Genomic DNA, 13117 nt, shown 5'->3' on the forward strand with positions numbered 1-13117 from the left:
CCGCTTAATACAACATTAAGGTGCATCGGTCGGTAGGCTACCGCTGACGGAACAGCGGGTTAAAGCTGATACTTAGAGTATCATTCCAACAATTATCTATGCGACTTCATGTCGCACCCACGGCGTATCGAGGTGATGAATGGCGACACACCGTTTCTACGCGTTCACTCCCGTTCCGAGCATACTCGTGGAGCCGAACAGCACACGCACCGTTCCGGCGTTCATGGCGTCTATCACCGCCTTGCGTGTCTTGTCCGTCTTGCACTCCTGAATGAAGCGCACCTCGCCAGCCGGTATGCCGTAGTACTCCGTCAGCTTGCGCTTTATCTCCGAATAGACATTCCACCCCTCGCCCGGCCGGTACGTCCCCAGATCCGAGAACACGAACTGCGTGCCCTTGTGCGCGTCGTACTTGCGGTAATACTCCGCTATCATCTTGGCGCAGTGTGAAGCCTTGTTATCGGGGTGGTCTTCATAGTGCGGGTCTATCATGCGCATGTCGAGTGCCATCTTCCGCGCGTAGTCGGTGGCAATGAGCATCTTCGCCTTCTCCTCCGTTTCCGATAGCGGCTCTCTGCCTAAAAGCGTGGCGTCGCCCGTCTTGGCGAACTGCATCAGTTTTTGGATGAAGTCCTCCTGCTCCGGCGTGGGCGGTATGTGGTGCAGTATCTCGTTCCCCAGCGGACGGTCCACGCCCACGTCCTCCGCCGTGCGGTAATCGGTTATCTCGTTGTAGAAGGCGGCAAGCTCCGGCACTTTGATGAAGTAGCGGAAACGCTCTTTCTGCACGATGTTGTTCGTCACGTTGAACTCGAAGTCGGTCGTCTTCTTGGCGAAGATTGCAGCCCATGCGTCGAAACAGCGGATGTCCTGCCGTTCCAGCTCCTTCGGGCGCAGGTACTTGAAGAGCAGGTACAGCTCCGTCAGCGAGTTGCTGATGGTCGTGCCGGAAAGGAAGGTGGCTCCCAAATCCTTGCCCGTGCGCTCCTGTATGGTGCGTATGGCAAAGAGCATGTTCAGGGCTTTCTGGCTTCCCTCGCTGTTGCCCAAGCCCGCCACACGGTCGTGCCGGGTGTTGAAAGTCAGATTCTTATAGTTGTGTGACTCGTCCACGAGCAGGTGGTCGATGCCCATCTGCTTGAAGTCCACCACGTCGTCCGTGCGCGATTGGATGGCGTGTTCCACCTTTTCCAACTTCGCGATAAGGTTGTGCTTGCGTTTTTCCAGTCCTTTCAGCATCGCCCTTGACACGTTCCTGCCCTGCTGCCGCAGGACTTCGAGGTTTTCCTCTACCGTGTCAAGCTCCGCCTGCAATATCCGCTGCTGCAACTCCGGCGACTGCGGTATCTTGCCGAACTGGTCGTGCGACATGATGACACACTCATAGTCGTTGTTCCTGATGTTGTTGAAGAAGCGCACGCGGTTGGCGGTCGAAAAGTCCTTCTCCGAGGCATAGAGGATGCGGGCGTTGGGGTAGGCCGCCTGATAGGTGGCGGCAATCTCCGCGACATTGGCTTTCAGCCCGATAATCATCGGCTTGTGGACGAGGTTCAGACGCTTCATCTCATGTGCCGCGATGCACATGATGAGCGTCTTGCCGGTCCCCACTTGATGGTCACAGATGCCACCACCGTTCTGTTTCAGCATCCATACGCAGTCCTTCTGCGAGGGATAGATGCTCTTCACGCCCCGGCTTGCCAGCCCCTTGAGGTTGAGGTCGGGAAAGGTCTGGTGCGAGCCGTCATATTTCGGGCGCACGTAGCAGTTGAACTTGCGGTTGTACATCGTTGTAAGCCGTTCCTTGAACTGCGGCGACTGCTCTTCCAGCCATTCGGAGAACCCGTTTCGTATCTCGTCAATCTTGGCGTTGGCGAGCTGTATGCCCTCGCTGTCGCGTACCTTGATGTCGTTGCCATGCTCGTCCTTACCGATGAACTTCATCATATCCGGGCAGGTGTTGTGCAGGGCGTGTTTCAGCAGGTGCATCCCGTCATAGTTCCGGTAATAGCCCTTCACTAAAAACTCGTCCGTGATTTTCATGGTGCGGCAGCCGCACGCCACCGAGAATTCGTCCAGACTTGCGGAGTAGGCTATCTTGACCTCCGTGTCGAAAAGGCGGCTCATGTAGGCGGCGTACACGCCCGTGGGAATCCAGCGTTCCCCGAAGTTGAAGTCGAGGTCCTCGAACGGGATTTTCTCCGGCTCGGCTTCTTTCAGAGCCTCCAACGACTGCCTTACTTCCGGCAACCGCTCACTTTCGGGGTTGCCGTCGATCCATGCCTCGATGCGTTCCGCCTTCTCTATCACGTTCCCCGCGATGAACCTGTCCTTTATCTCGTAGCCGGTCACGAGCGGATTGTAGAAGATGCGCCCCTTGAGGGCACCAAGCAGTTCCTCCTCCGTACTGTCGGTTATCTCGCGCATATAGTCGAGATTGACCGTGCCGTACTTGTTGAGCGATGCGGATAACGCCTCTTCGGGCGTTCCGGCATTGACGGCGGACTCCACCGAGAAGGAAACGGGACGCTCGAAAATGTCCGCCTTGACGAACTTTCCGTTCTCCGCACGTTCCAGCGAGAGGATGTCCCGCCCTCCGGCATCCATCATCACCAGTTTCACGTTCTGCCTGGCGTTGAGGTTGCCGTAGCGCATGACGAACTCGTCGTAGCAGGTGTTCAGATGCTCACGCCACGGGACATTTTCCTCGCGCCTGTTCGACTCATAGCGGTACAGCCGCTCGTATGCGTCACGGAGCGAAACATACTGCAGCGCCTTCTCTTTCTGATAGCCGGTCAGTCCGAGCGGCTGGAAGGTCGCGCCGTAGGGGGTGATGTCCTTCAGATAGCCGATGTCACGCACCCTGCTTGCCACCAGCGAGCCTTCACGCAGGTGCATTTCCGGCGTGCGGTGGTAGGGACGCGGCCTAAGGTCGGGGGCTTCCTCCTTCGGCTTTTCCGCTTCCACTTCGGGGAAAAGGGAGGTCGCGGCCGTTTCCGTTGAGGGAGCGGCAGGAGTGGCGGCGACTTCCAGCTGCGTTTCGGGTTGCCGTGCTTCCTGCTCCGGTGCGGCTTTCATGTCCGGGACATCCTGCCGTTTCTCCTGATGCTGCGCCGCCAGTTCCCGAAGCTCCTTGCGCCGCTCCGGTGTCAAGTCCATCATCATCTCGTAGAAGCCGTTGATGGGAGGGTTGGTTTCCCAATCCAGAGTGGCATAAATATCATCGGGGTCGCCTTTGGCTTCAACACTCACCGGCTTTGTTTCATGGCTATCCCTGTTCTCCGTCAAAGGGGTGGCAGACGGCTGTGGCGGTGCGGTCGTAACCTTCGGCGCAACCTGCGCCTGCGGTTTGGGAAGGACACGTTTTGCCGAACTTCCTTTCTTCGCCGCCTTTTTCTTCTTGGGAGTTTGCTCCTTGCGGACTTCCTCCGTCATGCCCCAGAGGTCGAGCAGGGAGAGCTGCACGCCCTCCGAATAATTGGGGCGGCGCGGCTCTATCTCCGGCTTCTCGTCTATGGGCTGCGGTGCTGCCGTTTCGGGCTTCGCTGCCATTTCATGGCGTGGCTGTATTTCGGGAGTAACCACCGAACTGGAAATAATTTCAGTTTCCGTGCTTTTCCCTTGTTCCGAATGAAGACTGTGCCTTTCATACAGCTCCCTGTCCAGTTGGTGCAGCTCTATCTTCAGATGTTCACGCAAGTCCTCCGCCAGCTGCGCAATGCCGCCCCGGTGCATGACCTTATAGGCTGGTTTCCCGTAAGGGTCTGTGTCGCGTATCAGGTCCGAGTGGGGAATCATGCCGATGCTGCCGACATACCCGTTCTCGAAACTGCCTATCGGTGTCTTTCCCGTCTGTACGAACAGCTTTTCGTAATCGTACAGCTCCCGTTTCTTGCCGCTGTTCTTTTGCAGGATAACCAGGTCGCTGCCCACCTCCGTGCCCGCGTTGTCCGTGAAGAGGTTGTTCGGCAGGCGTGCGACACCCACTATATTGGCATGGCTCATCATGTACCCGCGTATGGGGGCGTTGGACGGTGCGTCCAGCACCCCCTGCGAGGTGATGAACGCCACGATGCCGCCCTCACGCACCGCATCAAGGCTTTTCAGGAAGAAATAGTTGTGTATCGTCTTCGATGCCGAACGCCTTGCCGGGTCTTGGCTGCCCGTGAACTCCGGGTCGAACACCGCCACGTCGCCGAACGGGATGTTCGAGATGGCAAGGTCGAAATAGTCCGTGAAAGGCTTCTCTATCTTCTCGAATCCCTGTACCCTTATCTTCTGTCCGGGATGCAGGTGTTTCAGTATCTTGCCCGTCATCAGGTCTTTTTCGAAAGCCATGATGTCCGCGTCCGGCTTGTTTTCCAGCACGGCATCCACGAACGCGCCCACGCCCGCCGACGGCTCCAGTACCCTGTCGGGGCGAATGCCGTGTTCATGCAGCACGTCCGCGATAGTGCCGGTTATCTCCGGCGGGGTATAGAAGGCGGTCAGCACGGACTGCTTCATGGCGTCCACGTACCGCTTGTACTCCGCTTCGTCCTTGCTGTTCTCGCGCACCAGCCTGTGCAGCTCCACCGTAGGGGCAAACAGTTCGAGGTCGGATTTCGCCCAGTGGACGGCATCCGTCAGTTCCTTGGCGGGGTTCAGTATGCACTTCAGCCCTCCGAAACCGCAGTATCGCTCCAGCAAAAGCCTTTCGCGTGCGGTGGGGGTGCGCTGTTCCCTGTCAAGGATGAACGCCGTCCGTATCGCTTCGATGTTGTCCCGAAGTTTCTGTTTGCGGTTAAACGCCATACTCTTCGATGTAAAGCACGACGGTTCCCGTCAGCTCCGTGTAGAGCAGGCCGTAGTCGGGCGACAGGGCGAAGTTGTCGTCCGAGAGGTCGTAAATGGAGAATACCGCATCGACAAGCGGCAGCAGTTTTTGGATGAAGGCTTCCCGTTTCTCATCCGGCACTTCGTCGGCAAACTCTGTTTCCACGACCTCGCGGAGGATGGCGTACTTGGAATAGTGAAGCCCGCCCAATAGGGTGTTCATCGCCAGCTCCTGCGCACCCTCGGCAGGATAGCCGTCAAGCCGCGCCTGTTCATACGTTTCGGCGGCACGATCGGCACGCTCACGGATGAAGGCGGTATCGGCCGCTTGTTCAAACTTGTTGTTGCGTAGGTAGTCCAGCAGGTACAGACCGTAATAGGAAAAGTCGGTCTGACCCTCGTTTTTCTTCTTGTTGTTCATTGCTTTGGAATTTAGTGGATTGATAATGACGTGGATAATCGTCTGAAAAGGAGAAAGAAAAGGCACCCGGTATCCCTCCGAGTGCCACCACTAAATCCAAAGTATGAGTGTAATCCGGTATCGAAGAACAATTCATTACTCTGAACCAGTGGCAAAGGTAGTGCAAATCGAAGACAATACGAAATAAACCCGTTTATTTCTCTTGCTCGGATGCAGCCTACTTTCTCAAAAGTTAATACTATTTCTTCCGTCCTGAAAATTTCTTGGTCGTTTTCCTTTCGGGGAACACGAAAGTCGTGTTAAACTCCCCGTCAAAGGCGACTATGGCATCGAAGCTCTTGCCCTGCTTGCTCTTGAAGCCTTTGAGCAGCTTCGTATGCCCGTCGGTGAGCAGGTCTTTGATCTCGTCATCAGAAAGGGTACGGTTCGCTTTCAGACGGAACACGGGCAGCCCGCACTCCGCATTGTCGCAGCGTACCACCTTGCCGTAGAACTGCATGCTGCCTGTCCCGCACTTGGGACACTTGCAGCCGGAATCCCGGCGGGAAAACAGTTTGTCGCATGAGAGCAGTTCGGAGGTGATTTCCCGTGTGTACACCTCTATTTCCTTACGAAAAGTGTCGGCAGGCAGTTCTCCACGTTCGATACGTGCCAGTTCCTTCTCCCATTCGCCCGTCATGGCTACGTCGGCGATGCGCATCGTCTTCACGACCGAATAGAGGGCAAGACCTTTTTCTGTCGGCACAAGCGATTTCTTGCAGCGTTCCATGTTGCCGCGCTTGAAGAGCGTTTCGATAATCGCCGCACGGGTGGCGGGCGTGCCGATGCCGCAGTCCTTCAACGCCTGACGTGGCGCGTCGTCCTCAATCTCCTTGCCTGCCGTCTCCATAGCCGAGAGCAAGGTTGCTTCGGTGTGCAGAGGTTTTGGTTTGCTCTTTCCCTCCGTGATGGAATAACCTTTCAGCGTCAGCGTGTCACCTTCCTGCCAATCGGGGATGATGAATTCCTCCTTGTTTTCCTTGTCGTCCTTGTTCTCCTCGCCATAGACGGCACGCCATCCGGCTTGCTTGATGACACTCCCTTTCACCGTGAACTCCACCCCGGCACACTCCGCCATGACGGTGGCGGTGTCCTTGACGCATTTATCTGAAAAGGCTTCTATCATGCGTCCGGCAACCATCTGATAGACGGTGCTGTCCTCTTTGGAGAGGAATAGCGGCTTCTCTCCGGTGACGAGCAGGGCGTGGTGATCGGTCACCTTGCTTCCGTCCACGCTGCGGCGTGTCGGCTGCGCTTTCGCCTGCACCTTGCCTTTCCATTCGGGCAGACTGCCGAGGAAGGCAAGCAGTTTGGGGATTTCGGCGAACACGTCTTCGGGGATGTGGCGGCTTCCGGTTCGCGGATAGGTGATGAGCTTCTTCTCGTAGAGCTTCTGCGCGATTTCAAGCGTCTGCTCCGCCGTGAAGCCGTGCTTGGCGTTAGCTTCTTTCTGCAAGGTTGTGAGGTCGTACAGGAGCGGAGTGTCCTCCGCCTTCTCCCTGCGTTCGGCTTTCACGACAGTGGCTGTGCCTATTTCCTTTACCTTATTATATAGTGCCGTTGCAGGCTCTTTCTCTTTCCATTTTTCGGAGGAGGAGAATTTCACTGTTCCGTCATTATTGCCGTCCACGGCGATATGGAGCTGCCAGAAGGCTTCGGGCGTGAAACGGCGGTTCTCGTAGTAGCGTTCGCACACCATTCCCAACGTGGGGGTCTGCACCCGTCCGACGGAGTATGTGCCGTGTCCGGCGGCGATGGAGAGGGCCTGTGTGCCGTTGATGCCCACGAGCCAGTCGGATTCGCTCCGCGCTTTGGCGGCAAGGAAGAGGTTGTCGTACTTGCCGCCGTTTTCAAGGTCGCGCAACCCCTCTCGGATAGCCTTGTCGGTAAGCGAGCTTATCCAGAGGCGCACGAACGGGGTGGTGCATCCGATGTAATGGTAGAGGTATCGGAAGATAAGCTCACCCTCGCGTCCGGCATCGGTCGCCACGATGATCTGTTCGCTCCTGTTGAACAGGGAGGCTATGATCTTTATCTGTGCAGCAACACTGCTGTCGGGCTTGTAGCCCTTCTCCGTCTTTACCTGACAGGGGATGAGCGTGAAATCGTCAGGGATAATCGGCAGGTTGTCACGGACGAATCCGCGCACGCCGTAGCCGTCTGGCATGGCGAGCTGCACGAGGTGTCCGAACGCCCATGTCACGGCATAGCCGCCTCCCTCGAAATATCCTTCCTCTCTCTTTGTCGCGCCCACGATGCGGGCGATTTCACGTGCCACGGATGGCTTTTCTGCAATGATTGTCTTCATACTTTCTTGCTGTTTGATTGTTTACTTTTACTTGTTACTTTGGATTTAGTGGCGGACACCGGATTACATCCTCATGCCCTTGCTTTTTCTTTGGGGCTGATCCTGCTGCTGTTGCTGGGTCCCGTCTTTCGGGGCGGTCTGTCCCTTCCGCAACGGTTCTTTCAGGTTCTTGGTCGCCTCGTTGGTCTTGCCTTCGTTGTTCACCGCCACCTGCGTGCGGCTCTCGTTGGACGGGGCTACCTTCTGCGCGTCGTCGGGGTTGGTGTCGTAGCGGTACGGGCGTCCCTTCTCCGGGTTGAACCTGATGTACATCGTGGCGTGGAAGCCCTGCTTGTCGGTCACGTTCTCCAGTTTCACGGCTTTGCCCGCCACGTAGTCGGCTTTCTGCTGCTCGGTGAAGTCCACGCCGCTCCATTTGCTGATGGGGCGGATGCTGCCGTCGGCGTTCGTCCACGTGTTACGTCGTTGCTCCTTGTTCGTGCCCCCGGCATTCTCCGTACCCTGCGCCTGCGCTTGTTTCTCCTTGTTCTCCTGCGCTTGTGCGATACGGGGTGACCTGCCGGTTCCCGGCACGAACTCCACGCCGCGCCGCTCCACGTTCACTTGCAGGGTGGTGACGAACTTCCTGCCGTCCTTGCGCTCGATGAGCTTGTCGCGCACGGGCAGCCCGGCACGCAGCATGTCCTGCTCCTGCCTGGTGATTTCCGTGTTGCCGATACGCTCCGGGATGCGCACCTTGCTTCCCGGGACATCCGTGATCTCGTTCGTCTTGCGGTCGATGCTGACGAACGAGGGGGTGATTTCGCCCGTTTCCTTGTCCACGAGGTCCACGACCCTGCCGAGGTTGCCCGTTTCACGGAGGTTCTTGCGGTCTTCGTCGGAGAACTTGTGTTCCTTGTACTCGTCTAAATTCTGCTCCTTGCGGATGAAGTGCGGCACGAGGCTGACGTTGCCCTCACCGTCCTTCTTGAAGGAGAGTCGTGCGTCCAGCTCGAAAGCCTCGCCGCCGAAATTGGGCGTGACCTTCACCAAGTCGGACTTGCCGTAGTTGAGCATCTTGGTCAGGTCACCGGACTTTTCAAGGTCATCGCGCTTCACGCCCCATTTCTCTTCCAGTTCCTGCCAGTTGATTTTGCTCTCGTCGATGGGCTGGTAGCCCTGCCTGCCCGTTTTTTGTTGCGGGTTTTCCTGCTTCTGTTCCTGTTTCTGTTCCATTTCTTCCTGTTTTTTAGGTTCGTCTTGATTTTGTTCCTTTTGTTCCGGCTTTTCCTCCGGTTTTTGTTCTTGGCCGGCGGTCTGTGCCGCCTGTTCCTCCTGCACCTGCTTCTCGTAGCCGGAGGTGTCCACCTTGTGGGGCGCGAGCAGCTCCCTGTTGGCGTCCGGGTTCTTCAGCAGTTCCTTCATCACCTCCAGCAGTTTGTCGGCTTGGTCCGCCGCCACGCGGTAGAATCCGAAGCGGCTGGGTTCCTTGCACTGCCGGAAGAAGTTCTTGAAGAAGTTGTCCAGCACGTCGCCGTGCCGGTCAAATTGCAGGAAACTCCGCGCGTTCTCCGCCTTGGCGGGGGTGCGCTTGGGTGAGCCGTCCGCGTTCAGCCCGGCTACCACGCTGATTTCGCCCGTCTTCTCGTCACGGACAACCAGCACGTCCTTCTCGTCTTTTTTCTTTGCCATTTACTTTTGTTTTAATTGGTTTATTACAATTTGCGCCATGCTTCAAAGTTTCTCTCATGTGCGTCCAGATGAAGCCGTAGCAGGTTCTTGATGAAACCGGACGCACTCATTCCACGCTCTCCGTGATAGCGTACCAACCTGTCGAGTCTGTTGCGCAATTCTTCGCTGATGAACACGGGCTTGCGGTTCGTGATTCTGGGAACTTGCAGGTATCTTTCCTTGTACTCTTCAAGTGTAATCCTGCGTTTTCTTTGTCTCTATGCGGTCTGGTTACCGCCTGTTTTCTTCTTTTGTTCCATCTGATAAAAATTTTAATTGGTCGTTATTTATTGAACATATTGCGGATGCGTGCCTTGTAGAACTCGATGTCGTTCTGTCGGAAGTCCTTCACATGTCTGGAAAGGAAGTCCAGCACGTCCGTTTCGCTGTAATAGGTTTTCTTGCCCAAGGTCTTGTAGGCGAGTGCGCCCTCGCTGCGATAGCGTTGCAGGGTGCGCTTGCTGATTTGGAGCAGCATGCACAGGTCCTGATTGTCGAAAAGCCGGATGCCTTCGGACAGGGACGGCGGTTGTTGCCCCTGTGTCTTTATCGCCAGCAGCAGCTCGTCCTGACGGTCGAGGCGGTCGAGGACTTTCTGCATCCAGCCCTCGAAGTTGTTGCGGGTAAGCAGTTCCATATCTCATTTCCTCCTTCCTTTGCCGGTTTTCCTGCCACCCGTCCGCAGGGAATAATTATGAAACAGGGCGTCTATCGTTTCTTCCTTGTTCCTGACGGTATTCGTTTCCAGCAATCTTTGCACTTCGGAGAGGCGGTAGCGGCAAGTGCCGCGTACTATCACATATTCTATGCGGTGGTCATCCCTCATCCGTTGCAGGGTACGGGTACTCACGTTCAGCAGTTCGGCGGCTTGGGCTGTATTGAGCAGGCAGTCTTTCGTTGCCGCATCCTGACGTTGTTTCTCCTCTTTCAATTCGCGGATATATCCGGCTATCTCCGCCATCTGTTCCATCATAGCCTGATATGCGGAACTCTCGATTGTTATCACTTTCATATACAGTTGTTTTTATTGTTTCTGTGGCAAAGTTCGGCAATAAACAAGGGCAGCTTTAACAACTCACTACGTGACTCACGCAAGATTTTTATGGAAATGGCTCCGTAACCCGGCCAAATGACGCAACAAGCTGCCATTCAGACAAAACCGGTTGGTGTTTCGGTTCGTGCCGTTACCTTTGCGGAAAATTCAAAATCGTTTTGTATATGGAAATAGTATCTATCGAGAAAAAGACCTTCGAGGAAATGAGGGCACAAACGGATGCCTTCGTGGAGAAGGTAGCCGCCTTACAGCGCAAAGGCGATGGAAAGCGGCTTGGGAAATGGCTCACGGGCGAAGAGGTCTGCGGGCAGTTGAGAATCAGCCTGCGCACGTTGCAGAAACTGCGGGACAGAGGCTTTATCGGTTATTCGCAAATCGGCTTCCGTTTTTACTACAAACCGGAAGATGTAAAAAGGCTTATACCGCTTATCGGTACAATTTGCCCCACTGACAAATGACCGGGTCTAACTTAAAACAGATAGGCTTATGAACGAAGACAACAATGTTATCACGATGGATTGTGAATCGGTAGCCGTATTGCTGCAAAAGATGCAGAAAGAATCCGAATGGCTTTCCGGTTTTTTGGAAAGTTACCGCCCGCCATTGGATGGGGAGCGATACCTGACGGACAAGGAAGTGGCGGAACTGTTGCGCGTCAGCCGCCGGACCTTGCAGGAATACCGCAACAACAGGATATTGCCTTTTATCCTGCTGGCGGGAAAGGTGCTTTATCCGGAATCGGGACTGCGAGAAGTGTTGGAAGCGAATTATAGAAAACCGCTGGAAGGATGAGATAAGGCGATTGTATGTACAAAGAGGAAACGGACAACCCCGGTCGTGGAGCGTCCGTTTCCTCTTTGTGTTGCCGGCATCGTCAATGTCCATATGTGTTCAGCAATACCCGTTTGCCTTGTGGATAAGCATCACGTATGCCTGCTGCTTTTCTTTGGCAAGGGCCTTCTCCACCAGCCACCTGCGGAACATGTGCGTGCAGTAGGTGTTCAGCCGGAAAGCGATGGGGATAATGATTTCAAGGGCATACACATCCGCGTGCAGACCGTTTTCAAGCCGTATATAGCGGCACACCTCGTAGTCGTTCAGCACGTCCGACTTGCGGACGGCTTTGATGGCGGAGTTCACTGCCGGGACACTTGCGTGGAACAGTCCGGCGATTTCGGTGGCGGTCATCCATACCTCGTTACCGGTTACGTTGACTTTCTTGTCCTCTATGATAATTATTCCTCGTTTCATACTGTTCTGTTTTAGATGTTACACCCGGTAAATTCCTCGATGGTGTTCAACTTGGCGGCAAGGTTCTCCATGTCCTGGTTGAGCTTCTCCTTGGTTATCTTCGCGTAAATCTGCGTGGTCTTTATGCTCTTGTGCCCTAACATGGAACTCACTGTTTCGATGGGCACACCGTTGGAGAGGAACACCGTCGTGGCTGCCGTATGACGGGAACAATGCCACGTGATATGCTTGGTGATGCCGCAACGCTTGGCGACGGCACGTATTCCGTGCAGGCAGGTCATATAATGGGGGACGGGGAATATCCTGCCGTCCTCGCATAGCCCCCGGTACTTGTCAATAATCCGCTTGGCGATGTCAAGCAGACGGATGTTGGACACCACGCCCGTCTTCTGGCGGTTGATGTTGATCCACTCGTGGTCGTCGAAGTAGGTTCGGATATTCTCTTCCGAGAGGTTGCGCATATCGGCGAATGACAGGCCCGTGAAGGCGCAGAACAGGTAGAGGTCGCGGTAAAGCTCCTGCTTGGCGTTCTTCAGTTTCCCCTCCATCAGTTGGCGGATTTCGTCTTTCGTCAGGAAACTGCGTACCGTTTCCTCTTTCTTGATTTCGTACTCGCGGAACGGGTCGCGCGTGAGCCACTCGTTGTTGATGGCGATGAACACCATCGTCCGGAGCGGGCACACGTACAGCCACACGGTGTTGGTGCAGCAGTGCTTGTCCGTGCGGAGGAACATCTCGAAGTCGGAGATGAACGCCGGGGTAAGCTCCTTCAGGGCGATGTCCTTCACGTGGTAGCGGATGTTGAGGAACTCTTGCAGGTGCTTGTAAACAGTCCTGTACTTGGCAAGCGTGCCTTTGGCTTTCATGCCTGCCTCCACCTGCTTCTCGTAGTCCTCGTTGTGCTGGCTGAACACCTGCATCAGCGTGTGGCAGCGGTGCTCAAGTCCGAGAAAGGCGTTCTTGACCTTTTCCGCCGTGACGTAGTTGTCACGCTCCATGATTTCCTGATAGTGCTTGTTGATGCGCACCCGCATCTTGTCGAGCAGGCGGTTCGCTTCGAGTGCCGCCGTGCTTCTGCCCGTGACACGCCCGCCTTTGGTGTCCCACAACTTCGGATCGACGGTCAGCTTGCAACTGAACTGTGTCTGGCTTCCGTCCACCGTGATACGACCCATGACGGGCACTGTCCCGTCCTTCTTCACTACCTGCCTTTTGAGGTAAAAGATAACTGAAAATGTACTCTTCATCGTTCTGAACTTTTTTGGTTTCAAAATTACTTGGTGAAGAGCCTTTGGCTGGTACGCAAACAAATGCAAAATACTGCAATTTATTTCCGGTTCGGTTTTTCTTGCGTGAGTTGTTAGTAACTCACTATACCATAGCGATTTGCTATGTTTTTCCACATCCCCGTGACACATTACAGGGCATGGTAACAAATGGGTAACGTAGCGAAGTACCAACATGGCCGGAATATGACTTTTACCGTCGTCGAACTTCTGATGATAATCCCTAAAAGCACCTA

At 55.2% G+C, this 13117-nt stretch carries 9 protein-coding genes and 2 pseudogenes; 2 read left to right on the forward strand and 9 right to left on the reverse strand.

Annotated features, from left to right (window positions below; genetic code table 11):
* Positions 1-159: 159 nt before the first annotated feature.
* From NBH15_RS22150 to NBH15_RS22180, 7 genes and pseudogenes are all read right to left on the reverse strand, one after another.
* Positions 160-4791, reverse strand: a pseudogene (locus tag NBH15_RS22150) (helicase-like domain-containing protein); the annotation flags it as partial.
* Positions 4781-5233: a DUF1896 domain-containing protein gene (locus tag NBH15_RS22155; RefSeq protein WP_117991312.1), complete on the reverse strand. Its 453-nt coding sequence runs from the start codon at positions 5231-5233 to the stop codon at positions 4781-4783. The pseudogene NBH15_RS22150 and the gene NBH15_RS22155, both read right to left, overlap by 11 nt.
* Before the next feature lie 238 nt (positions 5234-5471).
* The gene (locus tag NBH15_RS22160; protein WP_250823571.1) at positions 5472-7580 is read right to left on the reverse strand and encodes a type IA DNA topoisomerase; all 2109 of its coding nucleotides are present in this window, start codon (positions 7578-7580) and stop codon (positions 5472-5474) included.
* Positions 7581-7643: 63 nt separating this feature from the next.
* Entirely contained in the window at positions 7644-9251 is a 1608-nt protein-coding gene (locus tag NBH15_RS22165) for a DUF3945 domain-containing protein (protein ID WP_117991314.1), read from the reverse strand.
* A gap of 23 nt (positions 9252-9274) precedes the next feature.
* Positions 9275-9493: pseudogene (locus NBH15_RS22170) on the reverse strand (DUF3408 domain-containing protein); the annotation flags it as partial.
* Positions 9494-9573: 80 nt separating this feature from the next.
* Positions 9574-9927, reverse strand: coding sequence for a helix-turn-helix domain-containing protein (locus tag NBH15_RS22175; protein ID WP_117991317.1), 354 nt, complete (start codon positions 9925-9927; stop codon positions 9574-9576).
* A 3-nt stretch (positions 9928-9930) separates the two neighbouring features.
* Positions 9931-10302 carry a helix-turn-helix domain-containing protein gene (locus NBH15_RS22180; RefSeq protein ID WP_117991319.1) on the reverse strand — a complete coding sequence of 124 codons (372 nt, stop codon included), beginning with the start codon at positions 10300-10302 and terminating at the stop codon, positions 9931-9933.
* Positions 10303-10502: 200 nt separating this feature from the next.
* On the opposite strand from NBH15_RS22180, the gene NBH15_RS22185 reads away from it, so the two are divergent.
* Together NBH15_RS22185 and NBH15_RS22190 are read left to right on the forward strand one after the other, a co-directional pair.
* Positions 10503-10802 carry a helix-turn-helix domain-containing protein gene (locus NBH15_RS22185; RefSeq protein WP_250823572.1) on the forward strand — a complete coding sequence of 100 codons (300 nt, stop codon included), beginning with the start codon at positions 10503-10505 and terminating at the stop codon, positions 10800-10802.
* A 28-nt stretch (positions 10803-10830) separates the two neighbouring features.
* Complete coding sequence (locus tag NBH15_RS22190) at positions 10831-11136, forward strand: helix-turn-helix domain-containing protein (RefSeq protein ID WP_117991320.1); 306 nt, start codon at positions 10831-10833, stop codon at positions 11134-11136.
* Between the two features lie 99 nt (positions 11137-11235).
* Here the strand turns inward: NBH15_RS22190 and NBH15_RS22195 are convergent, their stop codons facing one another.
* Together NBH15_RS22195 and NBH15_RS22200 are read right to left on the reverse strand one after the other, a co-directional pair.
* A complete protein-coding gene (locus NBH15_RS22195; RefSeq protein ID WP_250823573.1) occupies positions 11236-11595 on the reverse strand; it encodes a RhuM protein in 360 nt (119 codons plus the stop codon).
* Positions 11596-11606: 11 nt separating this feature from the next.
* On the reverse strand, positions 11607-12842 hold the full coding sequence (locus tag NBH15_RS22200; RefSeq protein WP_250823574.1) for a site-specific integrase: 1236 nt from the start codon (positions 12840-12842) through the stop codon (positions 11607-11609).
* Positions 12843-13117 lie beyond the last annotated feature (275 nt).

The organism is Parabacteroides caeci (genome assembly GCF_023656795.1).
GTDB classification, from domain to species: domain Bacteria; phylum Bacteroidota; class Bacteroidia; order Bacteroidales; family Tannerellaceae; genus Parabacteroides; species Parabacteroides segnis.

Excerpts from the sequence above, each read along its gene's own strand:
- NBH15_RS22200 (WP_250823574.1), bottom strand. The coding sequence starts at position 12,842 with ATGAAGAGTACATTTTCAGTTATCTTTTACCTCAAAAGGCAGGTAGTG.
- NBH15_RS22190 (WP_117991320.1), top strand. The coding sequence starts at position 10,831 with ATGAACGAAGACAACAATGTTATCACGATGGATTGTGAATCGGTAGCC.
- NBH15_RS22195 (WP_250823573.1), bottom strand. The coding sequence starts at position 11,595 with ATGAAACGAGGAATAATTATCATAGAGGACAAGAAAGTCAACGTAACC.
- NBH15_RS22165 (WP_117991314.1), bottom strand. The coding sequence starts at position 9,251 with ATGGCAAAGAAAAAAGACGAGAAGGACGTGCTGGTTGTCCGTGACGAG.
- NBH15_RS22180 (WP_117991319.1), bottom strand. The coding sequence starts at position 10,302 with ATGAAAGTGATAACAATCGAGAGTTCCGCATATCAGGCTATGATGGAA.
- NBH15_RS22175 (WP_117991317.1), bottom strand. The coding sequence starts at position 9,927 with ATGGAACTGCTTACCCGCAACAACTTCGAGGGCTGGATGCAGAAAGTC.
- NBH15_RS22160 (WP_250823571.1), bottom strand. The coding sequence starts at position 7,580 with ATGAAGACAATCATTGCAGAAAAGCCATCCGTGGCACGTGAAATCGCC.
- NBH15_RS22155 (WP_117991312.1), bottom strand. The coding sequence starts at position 5,233 with ATGAACAACAAGAAGAAAAACGAGGGTCAGACCGACTTTTCCTATTAC.